The organism is Macrococcus brunensis (genome assembly GCF_022343725.1).
In the GTDB taxonomy this organism is placed as follows: domain Bacteria; phylum Bacillota; class Bacilli; order Staphylococcales; family Staphylococcaceae; genus Macrococcus; species Macrococcus brunensis.
Window position 1 is genome coordinate 1,305,494 of the sequence record NZ_CP092179.1, and the last position, 14,704, is coordinate 1,320,197.

At 37.9% G+C, this 14,704-nt stretch carries 20 protein-coding genes and 1 pseudogene; 3 read left to right on the top strand and 18 right to left on the bottom strand.

Features of this window, described 5'->3' with window-relative positions; translation table 11 throughout:
- Positions 1 to 114 precede the first annotated feature (114 nt).
- From MGG13_RS06800 to comGA, 6 genes are read right to left on the bottom strand one after another with little or no spacing between them, the layout of a single operon-like run.
- Positions 115 to 501 carry a competence type IV pilus minor pilin ComGF gene (locus MGG13_RS06800; RefSeq protein ID WP_239035688.1) on the bottom strand — a complete coding sequence of 129 codons (387 nt, stop codon included), beginning with the start codon at positions 499 to 501 and terminating at the stop codon, positions 115 to 117.
- A gap of 19 nt (positions 502 to 520) precedes the next feature.
- Positions 521 to 754, bottom strand: a complete 234-nt coding sequence (locus tag MGG13_RS06805) for a hypothetical protein (RefSeq protein WP_239034396.1) — start codon at positions 752 to 754, stop codon at positions 521 to 523.
- Entirely contained in the window at positions 741 to 1,202 is a 462-nt protein-coding gene (locus tag MGG13_RS06810; RefSeq protein ID WP_239034397.1) for a hypothetical protein, read from the bottom strand. Before MGG13_RS06810 ends, MGG13_RS06805 begins: the two co-directional genes overlap by 14 nt.
- Positions 1,153 to 1,467 carry a competence type IV pilus major pilin ComGC gene (gene comGC, locus MGG13_RS06815; protein ID WP_420827917.1) on the bottom strand — a complete coding sequence of 105 codons (315 nt, stop codon included), beginning with the start codon at positions 1,465 to 1,467 and terminating at the stop codon, positions 1,153 to 1,155. Before comGC ends, MGG13_RS06810 begins: the two co-directional genes overlap by 50 nt.
- A gap of 43 nt (positions 1,468 to 1,510) precedes the next feature.
- The gene (gene comGB, locus MGG13_RS06820; protein WP_239034398.1) at positions 1,511 to 2,545 is read right to left on the bottom strand and encodes a competence type IV pilus assembly protein ComGB; all 1,035 of its coding nucleotides are present in this window, start codon (positions 2,543 to 2,545) and stop codon (positions 1,511 to 1,513) included.
- Positions 2,532 to 3,506, bottom strand: a complete 975-nt coding sequence (gene comGA / locus MGG13_RS06825) for a competence type IV pilus ATPase ComGA (RefSeq protein ID WP_239034399.1) — start codon at positions 3,504 to 3,506, stop codon at positions 2,532 to 2,534. The genes comGB and comGA overlap by 14 nt, the downstream gene beginning before the upstream one ends.
- A 200-nt stretch (positions 3,507 to 3,706) precedes the next feature.
- Between comGA and MGG13_RS06830 the strand changes: the two genes are divergently transcribed.
- On the top strand, positions 3,707 to 3,955 hold the full coding sequence (locus MGG13_RS06830) for a DUF2626 domain-containing protein (protein WP_133432009.1): 249 nt from the start codon (positions 3,707 to 3,709) through the stop codon (positions 3,953 to 3,955).
- A 31-nt stretch (positions 3,956 to 3,986) separates the two neighbouring features.
- On the opposite strand, the gene MGG13_RS06835 is transcribed toward MGG13_RS06830, so the two are convergent.
- Positions 3,987 to 4,604, bottom strand: coding sequence for an MBL fold metallo-hydrolase (locus MGG13_RS06835; protein ID WP_239034400.1), 618 nt, complete (start codon positions 4,602 to 4,604; stop codon positions 3,987 to 3,989).
- A gap of 93 nt (positions 4,605 to 4,697) precedes the next feature.
- Between MGG13_RS06835 and MGG13_RS06840 the strand changes: the two genes are divergently transcribed.
- Positions 4,698 to 4,937 carry a DUF2759 domain-containing protein gene (locus MGG13_RS06840; protein ID WP_239034401.1) on the top strand — a complete coding sequence of 80 codons (240 nt, stop codon included), beginning with the start codon at positions 4,698 to 4,700 and terminating at the stop codon, positions 4,935 to 4,937.
- A 27-nt stretch (positions 4,938 to 4,964) separates the two neighbouring features.
- Here MGG13_RS06840 and MGG13_RS06845 read toward each other — a convergent pair whose 3' ends face one another.
- From MGG13_RS06845 to MGG13_RS06865, 5 genes are read right to left on the bottom strand one after another with little or no spacing between them, the layout of a single operon-like run.
- Entirely contained in the window at positions 4,965 to 5,276 is a 312-nt protein-coding gene (locus tag MGG13_RS06845; RefSeq protein WP_133432012.1) for an MTH1187 family thiamine-binding protein, read from the bottom strand.
- 10 nt (positions 5,277 to 5,286) lie between these two features.
- Positions 5,287 to 6,246: an ROK family glucokinase gene (locus MGG13_RS06850; RefSeq protein WP_239034402.1), complete on the bottom strand. Its 960-nt coding sequence runs from the start codon at positions 6,244 to 6,246 to the stop codon at positions 5,287 to 5,289.
- Complete coding sequence (locus MGG13_RS06855) at positions 6,243 to 6,434, bottom strand: YqgQ family protein (RefSeq protein WP_239034403.1); 192 nt, start codon at positions 6,432 to 6,434, stop codon at positions 6,243 to 6,245. Before MGG13_RS06855 ends, MGG13_RS06850 begins: the two co-directional genes overlap by 4 nt.
- Positions 6,435 to 6,436: 2 nt before the next feature.
- Entirely contained in the window at positions 6,437 to 7,837 is a 1,401-nt protein-coding gene (locus MGG13_RS06860; RefSeq protein WP_239034404.1) for a rhomboid family intramembrane serine protease, read from the bottom strand.
- Positions 7,834 to 8,394 (bottom strand): 5-formyltetrahydrofolate cyclo-ligase, encoded by a 561-nt coding sequence (locus MGG13_RS06865; protein WP_133432016.1) that lies wholly within the window; start codon positions 8,392 to 8,394, stop codon positions 7,834 to 7,836. The genes MGG13_RS06860 and MGG13_RS06865 overlap by 4 nt, the downstream gene beginning before the upstream one ends.
- Positions 8,395 to 8,563: 169 nt before the next feature.
- On the opposite strand from MGG13_RS06865, the pseudogene MGG13_RS06870 reads away from it, so the two are divergent.
- Positions 8,564 to 9,893, top strand: a pseudogene (locus MGG13_RS06870) (IS1182 family transposase); the annotation flags it as partial.
- 139 nt (positions 9,894 to 10,032) lie between these two features.
- On the opposite strand, the gene rpmG reads toward MGG13_RS06870, so the two are convergent.
- The 6 genes from rpmG to MGG13_RS06900 all read right to left on the bottom strand — a co-directional run bounded on the left by rpmG (position 10,033) and on the right by MGG13_RS06900 (position 14,659).
- A complete protein-coding gene (gene rpmG, locus MGG13_RS06875; protein WP_133428994.1) occupies positions 10,033 to 10,182 on the bottom strand; it encodes a 50S ribosomal protein L33 in 150 nt (49 codons plus the stop codon).
- A 71-nt stretch (positions 10,183 to 10,253) separates the two neighbouring features.
- Positions 10,254 to 10,904 carry a phosphate signaling complex protein PhoU gene (gene phoU / locus MGG13_RS06880; protein WP_165983083.1) on the bottom strand — a complete coding sequence of 217 codons (651 nt, stop codon included), beginning with the start codon at positions 10,902 to 10,904 and terminating at the stop codon, positions 10,254 to 10,256.
- The gene (gene pstB, locus MGG13_RS06885; protein ID WP_420827889.1) at positions 10,897 to 11,757 is read right to left on the bottom strand and encodes a phosphate ABC transporter ATP-binding protein PstB; all 861 of its coding nucleotides are present in this window, start codon (positions 11,755 to 11,757) and stop codon (positions 10,897 to 10,899) included. The genes phoU and pstB overlap by 8 nt, the downstream gene beginning before the upstream one ends.
- Positions 11,758 to 11,778: 21 nt before the next feature.
- On the bottom strand, positions 11,779 to 12,672 hold the full coding sequence (gene pstA / locus MGG13_RS06890) for a phosphate ABC transporter permease PstA (RefSeq protein ID WP_239034405.1): 894 nt from the start codon (positions 12,670 to 12,672) through the stop codon (positions 11,779 to 11,781).
- 1 nt (position 12,673) lies between these two features.
- The gene (gene pstC, locus MGG13_RS06895) at positions 12,674 to 13,603 is read right to left on the bottom strand and encodes a phosphate ABC transporter permease subunit PstC (RefSeq protein ID WP_133431598.1); all 930 of its coding nucleotides are present in this window, start codon (positions 13,601 to 13,603) and stop codon (positions 12,674 to 12,676) included.
- Between the two features lie 69 nt (positions 13,604 to 13,672).
- On the bottom strand, positions 13,673 to 14,659 hold the full coding sequence (locus tag MGG13_RS06900) for a phosphate ABC transporter substrate-binding protein PstS family protein (RefSeq protein ID WP_239034406.1): 987 nt from the start codon (positions 14,657 to 14,659) through the stop codon (positions 13,673 to 13,675).
- Positions 14,660 to 14,704 lie beyond the last annotated feature (45 nt).

The following is a 14,704-nucleotide window of genomic DNA, read 5'->3' on the forward strand; positions in this document are numbered from 1 at the left end:
TAATCTTTCAAGTTATCCAATGTATTTAATTTTACCGTATACCTGACACTATAGGAACCAACATAAAATAAAACAATAGCTAACAGAATGAGTGCGAACGGAAACATCAGCCCATCATCTGATCTGAAAAACTTCATGAATCACTCTCCATTTATCCTGATAAGTCATTTCCAGATAAAATGAACCATTCTGCTCATAAAAGCGTGCTGACTTCACACGTTCCATCAGAATAACATAACCTGAATTTTCAGCTTTTCGAATAATTCTTAATCCATCAAAAGAATAGTTATATGTTCTATAAGTGTCTTCTTCTTTTGCAAGCAGTTCTTTATTGACCGCTACAAGACGCATATCTTTAGTTTCTGCTATTAAATCACGAAGACAAAGCTCAACATTGATATCATAGTTATCTTGCGCCGAAGCTTTAAAAATACTGATATTAGTGATAATAAGTGGAAACAGACTAATCAGCATGACTGCGATAGCTAAATTAAGAAGCATTTCCAGCAAAGTAAAACCCTCATCTTTTGCTGATACAGTGGTTTTCGGTACAGAGTTTATTATTGTGCTCATAAATGCCTTCACCCCTTCTAACTTCAATCAATACTTGCCGGTATGTCTGTAGTTCTGTATAGGAATCTCTATAATGCTGACTCATATTCTGCAGCATAGGTAAGAGCATCATACAAATGAGTGAAGTGATAGCGAGACTGAGCATCGCATCTATTAATAAGAATGCTTTACTGGCTTTCAATACGGATTCTTCCTCTCACAACTTGAAAGATTAATTGAAATCGCTGATTATTAACAAAATATGTGATGGTGGCCCCTTTACTCGCAAGTTCCCCTTTAAAGGTAATGGTCGAGTTGTTTCCACTATAAATATAGCCGTTACGAATACGATAACGCGTGTTGATGCCGAGCTGTGTAGATTTAATTAATATATCTTTTTGGCCAGGCAGAAAAGTCATTGTAATAGATTGTCCAGTCGAAACTGCCAACGTCTGATAGTAATTGATGACTGCTAAAAGTTCCTGGTTTGTCTCATCAACGTCTGCCTTCTTCGCATCAAACAGATGATAGCTCATCATGTGAATCATGATAAGCATGATTAACATGACGAGCAACATCTCTATATAACTGAATGCCTGATCAAGAGGTCGCAACCGCTTCACCGTTAACGATATTGATGGTCTTGCCATTCTTACACTGTGTCTGATTTTCCTTCAGAAAATCGGGCACTAAATCTTGAACATTAGTCGGTGTTTTCCCTGTCTGCAGTTTGTAAGCTTCCATCTGGCCTTGAACCATTTTGACCTGAGCGGTACATCCAGTTGACTGAACATTATCAGACTGTTTAGCGATGTTAGGGATAATAACGATGATAAGAACTGAAATAACTAATAAAACCAAAAGCATTTCTATGAGCGTAAAACCCTCATCTGTACGAAAACTCTGCTTGACCATAGCTTTGAATTTCATTGTCATACTTTTCATATGCTTCCTCCTGTTATTGGATGCCGCTCATCATTTGCAGCATCGGTAAAATGATGACCAAGTATAAAGTGATGATAAGTAATGCAAGTAACATAAAAACAATGGGCTGTATCCACTTAATATATTGCAGGATCTGGTTTTCAAATTTCTTAAAGATATATCCTGAATAATATTTAAGTTCAATCTCCAGTTTAGAATTTTGTTCACCATGCTGAATGAAATGAATCAGTGATGGTTCAAGTAAGTTAAGACGAGTGACAGCATCAGGAAGTGAATAACCACTCAGTAATGAGCCATCGATTTCTTCTCCGATATATTTCAGGAGCCGATCTTTATCCTGACTTTTAAAAATCTCTATGATTTTCAGCATTGCGATGCCATTCGCTAAGAAGAATGACAGTTCACTACTGACGCGGTAGGTCAGCAATTTTCGGTGCAGACTATTGATAATCGGTACGCGTTTTAGAAGCCATAGTTGACGTTCAATCTCTGCACGTCTAAAAATAAGCATATATCCTGCTACCAATAAAAAGAAAGAGACCAGCAGAATAATCAGTAATTTAGGCAGTAAAAAGAGGATGGTAGTCATAAAAGTTAGTTCTGGAGAAATAGCGATACCCATTGAATCATACATATTCTTGAACTGCGGAAGAACGGTCTGATTGACCACCATGATAAGTCCAAAGAAAATGGAGATAAGTATCAGAGGATACTGAATGGTCTTTAAAAATTGCTGCCTGCTTGTCTTCTGAGACTGATTATACTGATGGCATTCCATTAGTGACCGATTGATATCACCATACTGCTCTGCAAAATAAACCTGTAATACGATGTGATTCTTATATTTCAGATGAGTGAGAACATCGCTGAGCGGTCTGCCATTTTCCAGCAGCAACAGACTCTCTTCTTTAATATCTCGTTTTATACCGTCGTACTGACTGAATAAAAATTGAACAGCAGCATATAAAGTAAAACCATTGTCCAGAAGCTCTGCAGTTCTGAGTAAAAAATCATCTTCGAACTGTTTTAGTCGATTAGTTGACCACACGATGTTTCTCCAGTTCTGATAAAGTGATTTGCTGTGAATGATAGAGCGTTTCCAGCTGTTCAGCGATAGAGATGTAATGATCCACAGCTTGATTCGAGAAATATTCTTCTACTTGCTGCTGATTGAACATCTCCAGTACTAGCTCCCTGCCAGTTCGCATTCTGATCAGCCGCTGATTAGTGATAAGCTGAACGGCCTGCTTTATCTCAGATGGATTGTTACCCATTTCCATAAGACGCTCGATAGCTCCTGTACAGTTGTTCGCATGCAAGGTTGAAAGTACTAAGTGGCCACTCAGCGCCGCGTTAATGACCTGTTTTGCGGTCTCATCATCTCTGATTTCCCCGATCATGATAATATCAGGATCACAGCGCAGTATCGCTTTAAATGAGCTTTGATAAGTAATACCTGCTTTTTCATTGACGTTGACCTGTATAGTCTCATGCAAAGTCTGTTCAACTGGGTCTTCAATCGTGATAATCTGTTTCTGCAGTTTATCGCGTGCATAAGCAAGGAGATGATACATCAATGTGCTTTTTCCGCTTCCTGTTGGTCCTGTCATGAGAATAAGTCCGTGCGAAAGTTTCATCATCTGAAACAGAAGTTCATTGTCTATCAGGGGTTCTGCAGAGAATTCTGCTTTCAATAGTCGTAGCACAGCTGCTTCACTGCCCACTGACTGAGGTAATGTAGAAATACGGATATGATAAAGAGTATCTTCATGGGTAACTTGCAGCATACCGCTCTGAGAAGTTTTTCTTTCACTGACATTTAACTGTGAGACGAACTTCAAGTATGCTAATATTTTTTCGTATGTCGTGTGGTCCATCGTTGATATTCTCTCAATTACACCTTCAATACGCATTTTTAAATAGATATGTTCTGCTGATGGGACAAAATGAATATCTGACGCCTGTCTTTTAATACCTGCTGAAATAATTTCATCTACTTTTTCTTTCATAAATCCCTCCCTACTTAATAATCGAAGAAAAACCCTTATTCTTTTCTTTGTGGACAAAATAAAGGCTGAATAAATTTTTTCATCCTTAATTGACGTCAGAGTTACCTATATTTAGAAGTGAAAATTAGGTTTACATCTAATGTGACAAACTTTATAATAATAAGTGACATGAACTGATTGATCAGAGAGGGGAGCACTAAATGGATAAAGTTTATAAAACTTTAGGATTCTGGACAGCTATCTTTGCAGTAATGTTCTATGTAGGCGGCATGGATATCGTTGCCTTTATTTTCGTAGCACAGACTGGCTTCTTCATTCTTCTTGGCTACTTAAACCTTACTGAAAGAATGTATATGTATATCTTTGCAGCTTACTTAGTTATCTGTTTCGTAGGATTTACTTATTATTCTACATTCCTACTGGAACCAGGTTTCGGTATGCATAAATAAAAAAATCCTCAAGATAACTTGAGGATTTTTTTTATAGAAATGGGTTGTGGTCGCTTTCGTAAGCAAGCGTTGTTTTTGGACCATGCCCCGGATAAATCACTGTATCTTCCGGCAATGACATGAGTTCGTCAATGCTGTTCATCAACGTCTGAAGATTGCCTTCTTTAAGATCTGTTCTACCGATACCTTCTTTAAACAGCGTATCTCCCACGACAGCGAAATCTTCAAAAACAAAAGTCAGGCTACCCGGTGAATGTCCTGGTGTATGCATCACATCAAATTTGAATGAACCAAGGGTCTTCTGCCCCGGACGTAAAATCTCAGGCTTCACTCTCACCACGATTTCTTCCAGTCCATATGACTTAAACTTCTCTGAGCCATTTGATTCAGGATCTGACAGCCAGTATTTCTCTTCTTCTGCTACATAAACCTTGACTTGAAAAGCATCTACAAGGTCTTCAACAGCACCGATATGATCAAAATGTGTATGAGTCAATAGGACTGCTTCTACTTGTTTATTTAAATTCTGTATCAAACTGTTGATCTTTTCGAATTCAGCACCCGGATCAATGACTAACAGAGTTTCTTCATTCTCGATGATATAGCAGTTCGTCTGAACAGGTCCTAAGCTTAAAGCATGTACTTTCATTCATTCCACTCCTTAAAATTACACTCGACAAAACCTAACATTAATTATACAATAATGAGTGATAATAAATGAAATAATGTTGGGGGTTGTACTATGCCATTTATTGATTCAGGCAAACTGGGCAAACTTTTTGGTATCGATATTCATATCGGTGTTAATATTTTCGCTATCTTAATGTTCTTAGTTTTCTTATTTGCACTCAAAGGACTTATGCATTCTTTTAAAACAAAAAACATATTAGGCATTATCTTCGGCTTGCTCGCAGCTACATCATTCGGTTTCTTCTCTATCGCGACTATGCTGACTTATGGCTATCCAATTTTACATCACTAAAAAAAAGACGATTTTCATCGTCTTTTTTTATTTGAGATGTTTATTCACTGAGTCCAGTTTATCAGCCATTTTTCGCGAGATATCTCGTCTGTCATCTATACGAATATTCGTGCAGACCCGTTTAACACCTTTATTGAACGGCGCTTCATGAATCTCACCAATCACTTCCAGAAGAACTGATAACTCACCCTCAATGAGTGTACTCATCGGCGTTAATTGATAGTCAATTAAACCCGCTTCTTTTTTCTCTTTTAAAATCGTCTGAATGTCTGCGATATATTGACTGACACTGACCGACTTCTCATCCAGTGGTATTACGACTACATCTACTATTGCCATTTTTGGACCCTCATTTCACATATTGTTTAATCAATCCAGCTGCACCTATAATACCGGCATCATTGCCCAGTTCAGCTGTTACTATCTTTGTACCCTCAATTGCAGGCTTAAACGTCATTTTTTTGTAAGCTGACTCAATATGCTGAATCAGAAACTGTCCTGCTTTAGAGACGCCGCCACCGATAATGACATATTTCGGATTCGTCATAACGCTGATGACACTGATTGCATATGCCAGGTGGTTTGCGACTTTACGAATAATATAGGTCGCAAACTCATCCCCCTCTTTTGCAGCATCAAACACCATCTTCGCCTGAACTTCTTTGTTTTCGATCGCTTCCTGCAGAACCGTTGTAAACTGAAGTTCTTCGTAGTAGTAATAAGTCTGATTGACGACGCCCGTCGCACTGGCAACCGTCTCTAAACATCCCCGTCTTCCACAGTTACACTGGAAACGCTCTTTAGTGTCGACTTTGAAATGACCAATTTCGCCACCAGATCCATTATGTCCATGTACGAGTTCATTATTGGCGATAATACCTCCGCCAACACCAGTTCCGAGCGTGATACAGACAACATCAGGTTCGTTCTGGCCTGCTCCTTTAAACTTCTCACCGAGCGTCGCCGCATTGGCATCATTATCAATATATACAGGCTTGCCGCTCAACTTTTCAAATTCATCACGTACATGCTTAACACCGTGCCAGTTTAGATTGATAGCTCCATTCACAGTGCCTTTCTCGAAATCGACCGGCCCCGGTACGCCTAAACCAATGCCTTTCACATCTTCAAGCTGATAATTTTTAAGACTCGCATTCTTCTTAAAAGACTCATAAATATCACGCAGAATTCTATCGCCATCATTTTCTGTATGGGTCGGTATTTCCCATTTGTGAAGAATATCAAGGTCTTCACTTAATACCCCTAGTTTACATGTCGTGCCTCCGACATCTGCTGCCAGTATAATCATAGTTTTCCCATCTTTCTTTGGTTTAGAATAAGCCGTGCTTGTATAAAGTCTTCATTTGAGATCAATCCACTCTGGTGGATATCTTTTAGTTCCTGATTCATCATTTCAATGGTATTATGTTCATCTTTAAAATAAATAATCAGTCCAAATTTTTTTAGGAGCTGCTGTACATCGTAAAATGATTTCATTTCTACTCACCAAATACTTTCAACTCATTTTTTAATTCTTTAGTTTCTTTTGCTGACATATATTTTTCCGCTTTATTAAAATAACTTTGCGCTTTTTTATAATCATCATTTGCCCGCATGGCTAGCGCCATCTGATAATTAAGAACAGCTGATTCTGGATAGCGTTTCAATCCTGTCTGCCAGGTCGCTATTCCCTCTGCCAAGGATTGATTATTGGCCAGCAGAAGCCCGTATAAACGATAAGTATCTGCATCTTCATAACCTTTAGCAAAAATATCTTTAGCCATACTTTCCGCTTCTTTAAAGTCTCCATGTACCATGGCAGCCTGCACTTTATGATTATAAATATTCTCTTCGCTCTGACTAAATGTGTTCATTAACAGCAAAATGATGATAAGTGCTAGTCCCGCTGTCATCATATAAAAATAGAGTCTGGCCTGTTTAAACATCAAGGCTACAAAGAAGCCCCCGAAAAGCCCCCCAAAGTGTGCCCAGTTATTGACTCGGCCAAAAAGATTGCTCATCAGTAAGAAGATGAGGAGGCCGACTGCTGTCTGTATAAGCAATTTTTTCTCAAACCTTTTACTGATAATCATGTAGACAAATAACGCGCCTAAAAGTCCTGTAATAGCCCCACTTGCGCCTGCCGACAGAGCTGTAGTCTCGAAGGATAAGGAAAGTAAATTGCCTATTAGACCACTTATGAGATAGATCAGCAAAAACCTAAGCGGCCCAAAAAGGTATTCTGTCAGTTTTCCGAATATATAAAGGGACAGCATGTTCAGGAGTATATGTGAAAAATCAAAATGGAGAAAGATGGATGTGAATACACGATAATACTCTCCGTGTACAAAATTAAAATGACTGAGTCCACCTTTTTCAATCAAGTTTCCTGAAGGGTTACTGAACGAAATCATTAAATTGATAAGAAAAATCAGGACGTTTAACACAATCAATATCGTTGTGACCGGACTGAACTTTGACATGGCTCGATCTATGTCATTATCAGCCATCAGTCGTTTATAATAGTAATTTTCAGATTGCCGACCTTTTATCCGGCTAAATACCTGATATTGTCGTGATACATCTATATGTCTCAGTTCACTGTATTTTGACAGACTATGGACTTTTATAGTGGAATTATTAAAGTCAGCGGGTACAGGCTGATTGATTAAATAGATATCAATTTTTACAGGATTGAAGTTTAGGATTTCTTTAATCTGATGCTGTGTTTTCTGTATCAAAAAATCCAGTGACTGAACGTTCTGCTTTTCTTTGACAAAACGAATTGCTTTCTTTGATTTTTGATTAATCAGTAGCAGCTCATCCAATTTTACAAGCTTAAAATCAGAGTAGCGACTAATTTTATAAATCGTCTCCAGAAGCTGTTTAGAAGTAATCATCGACGTACTCCAGTAAAGGTACGTTTTTCAGTGATAATTTGATGAACAGGCTGATCGAAATCATCAATCGGTATATCCATAATCTGTGCATCTAAGATAACACTGACTGTTCGCCCGTTAAAAGAAGAGAGAAAACGATCATAATATCCCCCGCCATAACCAACGCGGTAGCCATCCGTGTTAAAACCGAGGCCGGGAACCAATAGTAAATCGACTTCATTATTGACTTCGGTCGGATTTTCAACTGCCAGTATCCCTTTTTCGTCTTTATGTAAATCAGCCGGTGAATGAAATCTCACAAAATCCATTGTTTTATTTTGATAATCACAGTTTGGCACATATACTTTTTTATTTTCAATCAGCGCAAACCTGATAATATTTTCTGTACTGACTTCATGATCCATGCTTAGTGTCACTCCAATGGACTCAGCATTCTGCCATTCAGTCGAATTAAATAATGTTTTTAGTAACTCTATCTCAGCTAAATATTTATCAGTCTCTTTCAAGTACGAAATAACCTTTTTACGTATCCCTTTTTTCAATTCTTTGTTATTCATATCTGTCACCTCATCTATAATTATACATGAAATATTCAGCTAATAAAAAAAAACAGACACAAAAGTGTCTGTTCAGACTGTAGACAAAGTCTCCTCCGGAGATTATGTTTACAGTCTTTTTTTGTTAAAATATAAGAAATAAATTCAGCAGGTGATTATATTGATTAAGATGTCTGATCAAGAGTATACAAACCAAAAGCGAAATCAACTTGAAATGTACAGTCTGGAAGATCTTGTGCCACCCAATCATTTACTCCGAAAGGTTGATCAGGTCTTCGACCTGTCTTTCGTATATGATCTGGTTAAAGATAAGTACTCGATTGATAATGGCAGACCTAGCATTGATCCAGTCATTCTAATCAAGATAGTCCTGATACAACATCTGTTTGAGATCAAATCAATGAGACAGACGATTAAAGAGATAGAATCAAACTTTGCATACAGATGGTATCTTGGCCTTGGCGTAATGGATAAGGTTCCTCATTTTTCTACCTTCGGTAAGAACTATGTAAGACGTTTCAGCGATAACACACTTTTCAACGAAATCTTTGAAAGAATTCTAAAGACGGCTGAAGAAAATGGCCTAGTCGATAGCACCTCTCTCTTCATAGATTCAACTCACATAAAAGCCAACGCTAATAAAAATAAATATGAAAAACATGAAATTGAAAAGACCGCAAAACACTATCAGGATGAACTTGAAAAAGAAATAAACGAAATCAGAGAATCTGAAGGAAAAAAGCCTATAAAGCCGGAGGATGAGATAGAAACTAAAACTATCAAAGTAAGTACCACAGACCCTGAGGCTGGATATTATGTTAAAAGTGAAAGAGAAAAACAGTTTGCGTATAGTGGACATGTCTGTTGTGATCAAAACGGATGGATAGTTGACCTTCATGTGACCCCGGGAAATGTACATGACAGTACTCAACTCCCTGAGATGATTGATAGATTAGAAGTAAAAGATATATTACCCAGATATCTAGCAGTTGATGCTGGATATAAGACTCCGCATAACGCTAAATACCTGCTGGAAAGATTTATTTTCCAGCCATGCCATACAAACGTCCTTTAGGTCCGAAGGACTTAATAAATAAAACCGAGTTTATATATGATGAAGCTTATGATGCATATCTATGTCCAAATAACCAGCTGTTGGAATATAAAAGGACTGATAGTGACGGCTACCGATTATATATGTCTGATTCCAGCGTGTGCAAAAACTGTCCGTTGCTTAGTGTATGTACAAAGAGTCAGACCCAAACAAAAATGGTAACAAGACATATCTGGCAGGATGAACTTGATATTGTCGAAGACCTCGTTTTGTTGATACGATAAAAGATAAATATCGTCTCAGAAGTCAGACGATAGAAAGAAGGTTCGCAGACGCGAAAGAACAGCTTGGACTCCGTTGGACTCGATTCAGAGGAATCAAAAAAGTCACGATGGAGACCACGCTTATTTTTGCCTGTATGAATTTAAAGAAAATGGCGAACTTCTTGGTGCCTGACCATGAAGGAACCCGCTATAAATACACCGATAAATCATTATTTATTATTTTTCGAAAAAAAAGAAAAGACAAACCCATTTTGAAAATGAGTTTGTCTACAGTCTGAACAGACACAAAAGTGTCTGCTCTTATTTTGTTTCTCTGTGTAAAGTTTTTTTGTTATCACGTGAACAGAATTTGTTCATTTCGATACGCTCTGGGTTATTTCGTTTATTTTTCTTAGTGATGTAGTTTCTTTCACCACATTCTGTACATGCTAAAGTTACATTAACGCGCATATTATTCCCTCCTTACTCTTTGTTACATACGACCTTTTTATAATAACACCTATTAATTCAATTTTCCAGTGTTATTTTTCGTATTGATCGAATTGTTCACCAGTAATGAAGTAATAAACATTTTCGGCTATGTTAGTAATATGATCTCCTATACGTTCAAGATGACGACCGGCTAATTGAGCTTGACCTGCCACAAATGGATCATTGTCAATTAAGTAGGTGGTATTCACAATTTCTTTATAAAGATCATTAATATCTGAATCCCTCTCAATGATTTCTTTTGTTAAACTGACATCTTTACTTCTATAGGCATTTTCAAGGTCAACCAGCATCAGCATGCTCAGTTTACCCATCGTTTTCAAACGCGCAAGAATGTATTCATCTTCAAACTTAACACGTGTTCTGATTTTAGCGATACTACTGGCATTGTCTGCAATCCGCTCTAATTCAGAAGCAATTTTTATACTCGCCATAATTACTCTTAAATCAGTGGCAATAGGTTGCTGTTTTGTAATCAAGCTTATCACCTGATCATTGACATCGTGCTCAATCGCATTGATTTCCTGATCATGTGCGATAATCATTCTTGCAGCTTCAAGGTTATCATTACCTAAAACATCCATTGAATTACTGATAGAATGATAAGCTTCCTTTGCAAGCATATGCACTGTTTCTGTCAAGTGATTCAGAGCTTCTTCGTATAACTCGCGCATATCAACCAAATCTCCCGGAAATATATCGTTCTGTCTGTTCATCAGCAGGGTTTGAGAAGATTTTATCCGTTGTATCAAACTCATTGACATAACCATTTAAGAAGAAGGCAGTTTTATCAGAAATACGAGCCGCTTGCTGCATATTATGCGTAACAATGATGATTGAATACTGATGTTTGATTTCTTGAACCAGTTCTTCAACCTTGAGCGTTGAGATTGGGTCAAGAGCTGAAGTAGGCTCATCCATCAGGATTACATCTGGTTCAATCGCTAAACAACGTGCGATACAGATACGTTGTTGCTGTCCCCCTGATAAACCGTAAGCATTCTGAGTCAGACGATCTTTGGTTTCATCCCAGATCGCTGCGCCACGCAATGATTTCTCAACGATTTCATCAAGAATCTTTTTATCTGTAATACCATGAATTCTCGGTCCATAAGTAATGTTATCATAAATCGATTTTGGGAATGGGTTAGGTTTTTGAAAGACCATCCCTACACGTGTTCTCAGCTTTTCTACTTTATAGTTCTTATCAAAGATATTGTCACCACGGTAAAGAATTTCACCTGAAGTTTTAACACTAGGAATCAGTTCAATCATACGATTAAGCGTCTTAATGTAAGTTGATTTACCGCAACCTGACGGCCCGATAATGGCTGTTACTTCATTTTCCATAATATCCAGGTTAATATTCTGAAGGGCATGATGATCTCCGTACCATAAATCTAAATTGTTCGTTTGATAAACGATATTCTTTTGTGCAGGTTGATTGCCTGACTGATCATATGTAGTAACTGCTGTTGAAGCAGATGGTGCAGTGACGACGATTTTTTCATTAGTCTTCAATGTTTCTGGCGTCATATTAACGCTCCTCTCAAAGGATTAGTATTTTTTCTGATATTTATTACGAATATAGATAGCGATTGAGTTCATCGCGATTAAGATAATTAATAAAACAATAATGCCTGCAGAAGATAAGTTCTGGAATTCTGCTTTAGGTAATTTAGCCCAAGTATATATCTGCATCGGCAAAGCCTGGAAACGGTCCATTATACCGTCAGGTGTCTTAAGGAAAATAGTTGGGATACCGATTACTACAAGGGGTGCTGTTTCGCCTAGTGCACGAGATAGCGCAAGAATCGTTCCTGTCAGGATACCCGGAATAGATGCAGGAAGGACAACATTAGTGATAGTCTGCCATTTTGTTCCGCCTAAACCAAGACTTGCTTCGCGAATCGCACCCGGTACTGCTCTTATAGCTTCCTGGCTTGATACGATAATAACAGGCAGAATCATTAACGACATTGTTAAGGCAGCTGCTAATACGGATTTACCTAATGATAAGCTTTCAATACCTGCGCCACGTACGAATAAAGTTAATCCTAATAAACCAAAGACAACTGATGGAACACCGGCAAGGTTTGAAATATTGATGCGGATAAAACGAGTGAACCAGTTATCCTTTGAATATTCCTCCATATAGATAGCTGTCCCTACACCTAAAATAACTGAGATAGGCGCAATCGTCATCATCAGCCATAAAGTTCCGATTAAGGCACCTTTAATACCGGCTTTAGATGGTGTTGAAGAAGAGAAGTTCTGGAAGAATGCAGGCGTTAAATAACCAGCACCCTTACGAAGTATATCAAATAACAGAACGGCCAGTACAACTAAACCGATTAACGTGCATAAAAGAAAAATAAACTTAACGATACTATTTTTAGAAAGTCTTCCAGAGAGTTTGCCATCTACTTTCTGCTGATCAATTAATTGCATCTTAATACTCCTCTCTGAATCGGTTCGTTACCCATTGAGAAATAAAGTTCATCACAAGAGTAAATAAGAATAAAGTAAAACCGACTGCATAAATACTATAGTAGATATCTGTTCCGAATGTTGCATCACCTGTTGCAACCTGCACAATGAACCCTGTCATTGTCTGAATAGATCCTGTTAAGCTCCATGACGAGTCAGGTGAGCTACCTGCTGCCAGCGAAACAATCATCGTCTCACCAATTGCACGTGAAATAGATAATACGATTGAAGCCAGGATACCTGATAATGCTGCTGGGAATACTACTTTAAGCGCGACTTCCAGTTTAGTTGAACCTAAACCAAGCGCACCTTCACGAATTGCCTGTGGTACAGCACTCATCGCATCCTCACTTAAACTAGCGATCATCGGGATAATCATAACACCGATGACAAGTCCAGGACTGATTGAGTTGAAACTGCCTAAGTCAGGCCAGATAGAACGTAGAATAGGTGTAACGAATGTTAATGCAAAGAAACCATATACGATTGTAGGAATACCCGCTAAAATCTCAAGAATTGGTTTGATGATTCTTCTTGCTGTATCACTAGCATACTCACTTAAGTAAAGTGCAGCGCCAAGTCCGACCGGTACTGCAAAAAGAGTAGCGATAAAAGTAACTTTAAGCGTCCCTAAAATCAATGCCCAGATTCCATATTTCGGATCACTACTGAAAGCATTCCAGTCTTTTTCTGTCAAGAATTCCATTAGAGGAATTCGGGAGAAGAATGTGATAGTTTCAGTAAGCAGAGTAACCAATATACCGATTGTTGTTAAAACTGAAACAGATGCGATCAGTAACAGAATAAACGGAACCATTTTTTCAATGAATGCTTTTGATCCCTTTCCCTTATTCTGTTCAATCATCTGTTGAACTGAAAGTTTTTCTCTCATAGTTTTTTACTCCTTAATTTTAAAAAAAGGAGCGAACGAGGTTCGCCCCTAAAAAATTTTTTGTTAAAATTATTTTACTTCGTCTAATTTTTTAAGGTCTGCTTCGTAGTCTTTGTCTTCAAGTGCTACGTAACCTGAATCAGTAGATGCTTGACCCGCTTTTTCAAGAGTGAACTTCATGAATTCTTTGAATGCTTCGTTGTTTTTAAGTGATTCGTTTTTAGCATAGATGAATAACGGACGGCTAAGAGCGTATGAACCGTCTTTAACTGTTTCTTCAGTTGCTTCAACTGGTTCTTTTTCATCTTTACCTTGGATTTTAACAGCTTTTAAGCTGTCTTTGTTTTCTTGGTAGAAGTTGTAACCAAAGAATCCGATACCATTTTTGTTATCTTTAACTGAAGATACGATAACGTTTGTGTCAGCGTTTTTCTCAGCTTTGATATCAGCTTTGTCTAATACTTCTTCACTGAAGAAGTCATAAGTACCGTGTGATTGGTCTGGAGAGAATGCTTTGATTTCTTCAGCTGGGAAATCTGCACGAACATCTTTCCAAGTTTTAGCTTCACCAGAGTAGATTTTTTTCAGTTCGTCAAAAGTTAAGTAGTCAACGAAATCGTTGTCTTTGTTAACTGCTACTGTTAAACCGTCGTTAGCGATTTTGAACTCAGTGTAATCGATTTTTTTGTCTTTTAATGCTTTTTTCTCTTCGTCTTTGATATCACGAGAAGCGTTAGAGAAATCAGTTTCGCCAGCGATGAATTTCTCGAATCCGCCACCAGTACCTGAAGTACCAACAGAAACTGTTACATCTGGATATTGTGTATTAAATTCTTCATTAATTTTTTCAACGATTGGAGCAACTGTTGTAGAACCGTCACCTTTTACTTCGCCTTTAAGATCTTTAGTTGCTGTATCAGCTGATTCAGTTGACTCAGTTGATTTAGCATCTTTGCTGCCAGTGTCTTCAGACTTTTCAGCTGCGCCGCCACAAGCTCCTAAGAATAATGCAGTACCTAATACAGTAGTAGAACCTACTAATTGCCATTTTTTCATTTCTAAGTTTCCTCCCAAATGTAGACAGAAAATATTTTTTGTTTT

Coding starts and splice junctions, on each gene's coding strand:
- MGG13_RS06835 (WP_239034400.1), bottom strand. CDS start 4,604: ATGAAAGTACATGCTTTAAGCTTAGGACCTGTTCAGACGAACTGCTAT.
- MGG13_RS06860 (WP_239034404.1), bottom strand. CDS start 7,837: ATGATTACTTCTAAACAGCTTCTGGAGACGATTTATAAAATTAGTCGC.
- pstC (WP_133431598.1), bottom strand. CDS start 13,603: ATGAGAGAAAAACTTTCAGTTCAACAGATGATTGAACAGAATAAGGGA.
- comGA (WP_239034399.1), bottom strand. CDS start 3,506: ATGAAAGAAAAAGTAGATGAAATTATTTCAGCAGGTATTAAAAGACAG.
- pstA (WP_239034405.1), bottom strand. CDS start 12,672: ATGCAATTAATTGATCAGCAGAAAGTAGATGGCAAACTCTCTGGAAGA.
- MGG13_RS06855 (WP_239034403.1), bottom strand. CDS start 6,434: ATGAAATCATTTTACGATGTACAGCAGCTCCTAAAAAAATTTGGACTG.
- MGG13_RS06840 (WP_239034401.1), top strand. CDS start 4,698: ATGCCATTTATTGATTCAGGCAAACTGGGCAAACTTTTTGGTATCGAT.
- MGG13_RS06845 (WP_133432012.1), bottom strand. CDS start 5,276: ATGGCAATAGTAGATGTAGTCGTAATACCACTGGATGAGAAGTCGGTC.
- MGG13_RS06830 (WP_133432009.1), top strand. CDS start 3,707: ATGGATAAAGTTTATAAAACTTTAGGATTCTGGACAGCTATCTTTGCA.
- MGG13_RS06900 (WP_239034406.1), bottom strand. CDS start 14,659: ATGAAAAAATGGCAATTAGTAGGTTCTACTACTGTATTAGGTACTGCA.
- MGG13_RS06800 (WP_239035688.1), bottom strand. CDS start 501: ATGCTTCTTAATTTAGCTATCGCAGTCATGCTGATTAGTCTGTTTCCA.
- MGG13_RS06850 (WP_239034402.1), bottom strand. CDS start 6,246: ATGATTATACTGGCAGCAGATGTCGGAGGCACGACATGTAAACTAGGG.
- MGG13_RS06810 (WP_239034397.1), bottom strand. CDS start 1,202: ATGGCAAGACCATCAATATCGTTAACGGTGAAGCGGTTGCGACCTCTT.
- pstB (WP_420827889.1), bottom strand. CDS start 11,757: ATGACGCCAGAAACATTGAAGACTAATGAAAAAATCGTCGTCACTGCA.
- rpmG (WP_133428994.1), bottom strand. CDS start 10,182: ATGCGCGTTAATGTAACTTTAGCATGTACAGAATGTGGTGAAAGAAAC.
- comGC (WP_420827917.1), bottom strand. CDS start 1,467: ATGGTCAAGCAGAGTTTTCGTACAGATGAGGGTTTTACGCTCATAGAA.
- MGG13_RS06865 (WP_133432016.1), bottom strand. CDS start 8,394: ATGAATAACAAAGAATTGAAAAAAGGGATACGTAAAAAGGTTATTTCG.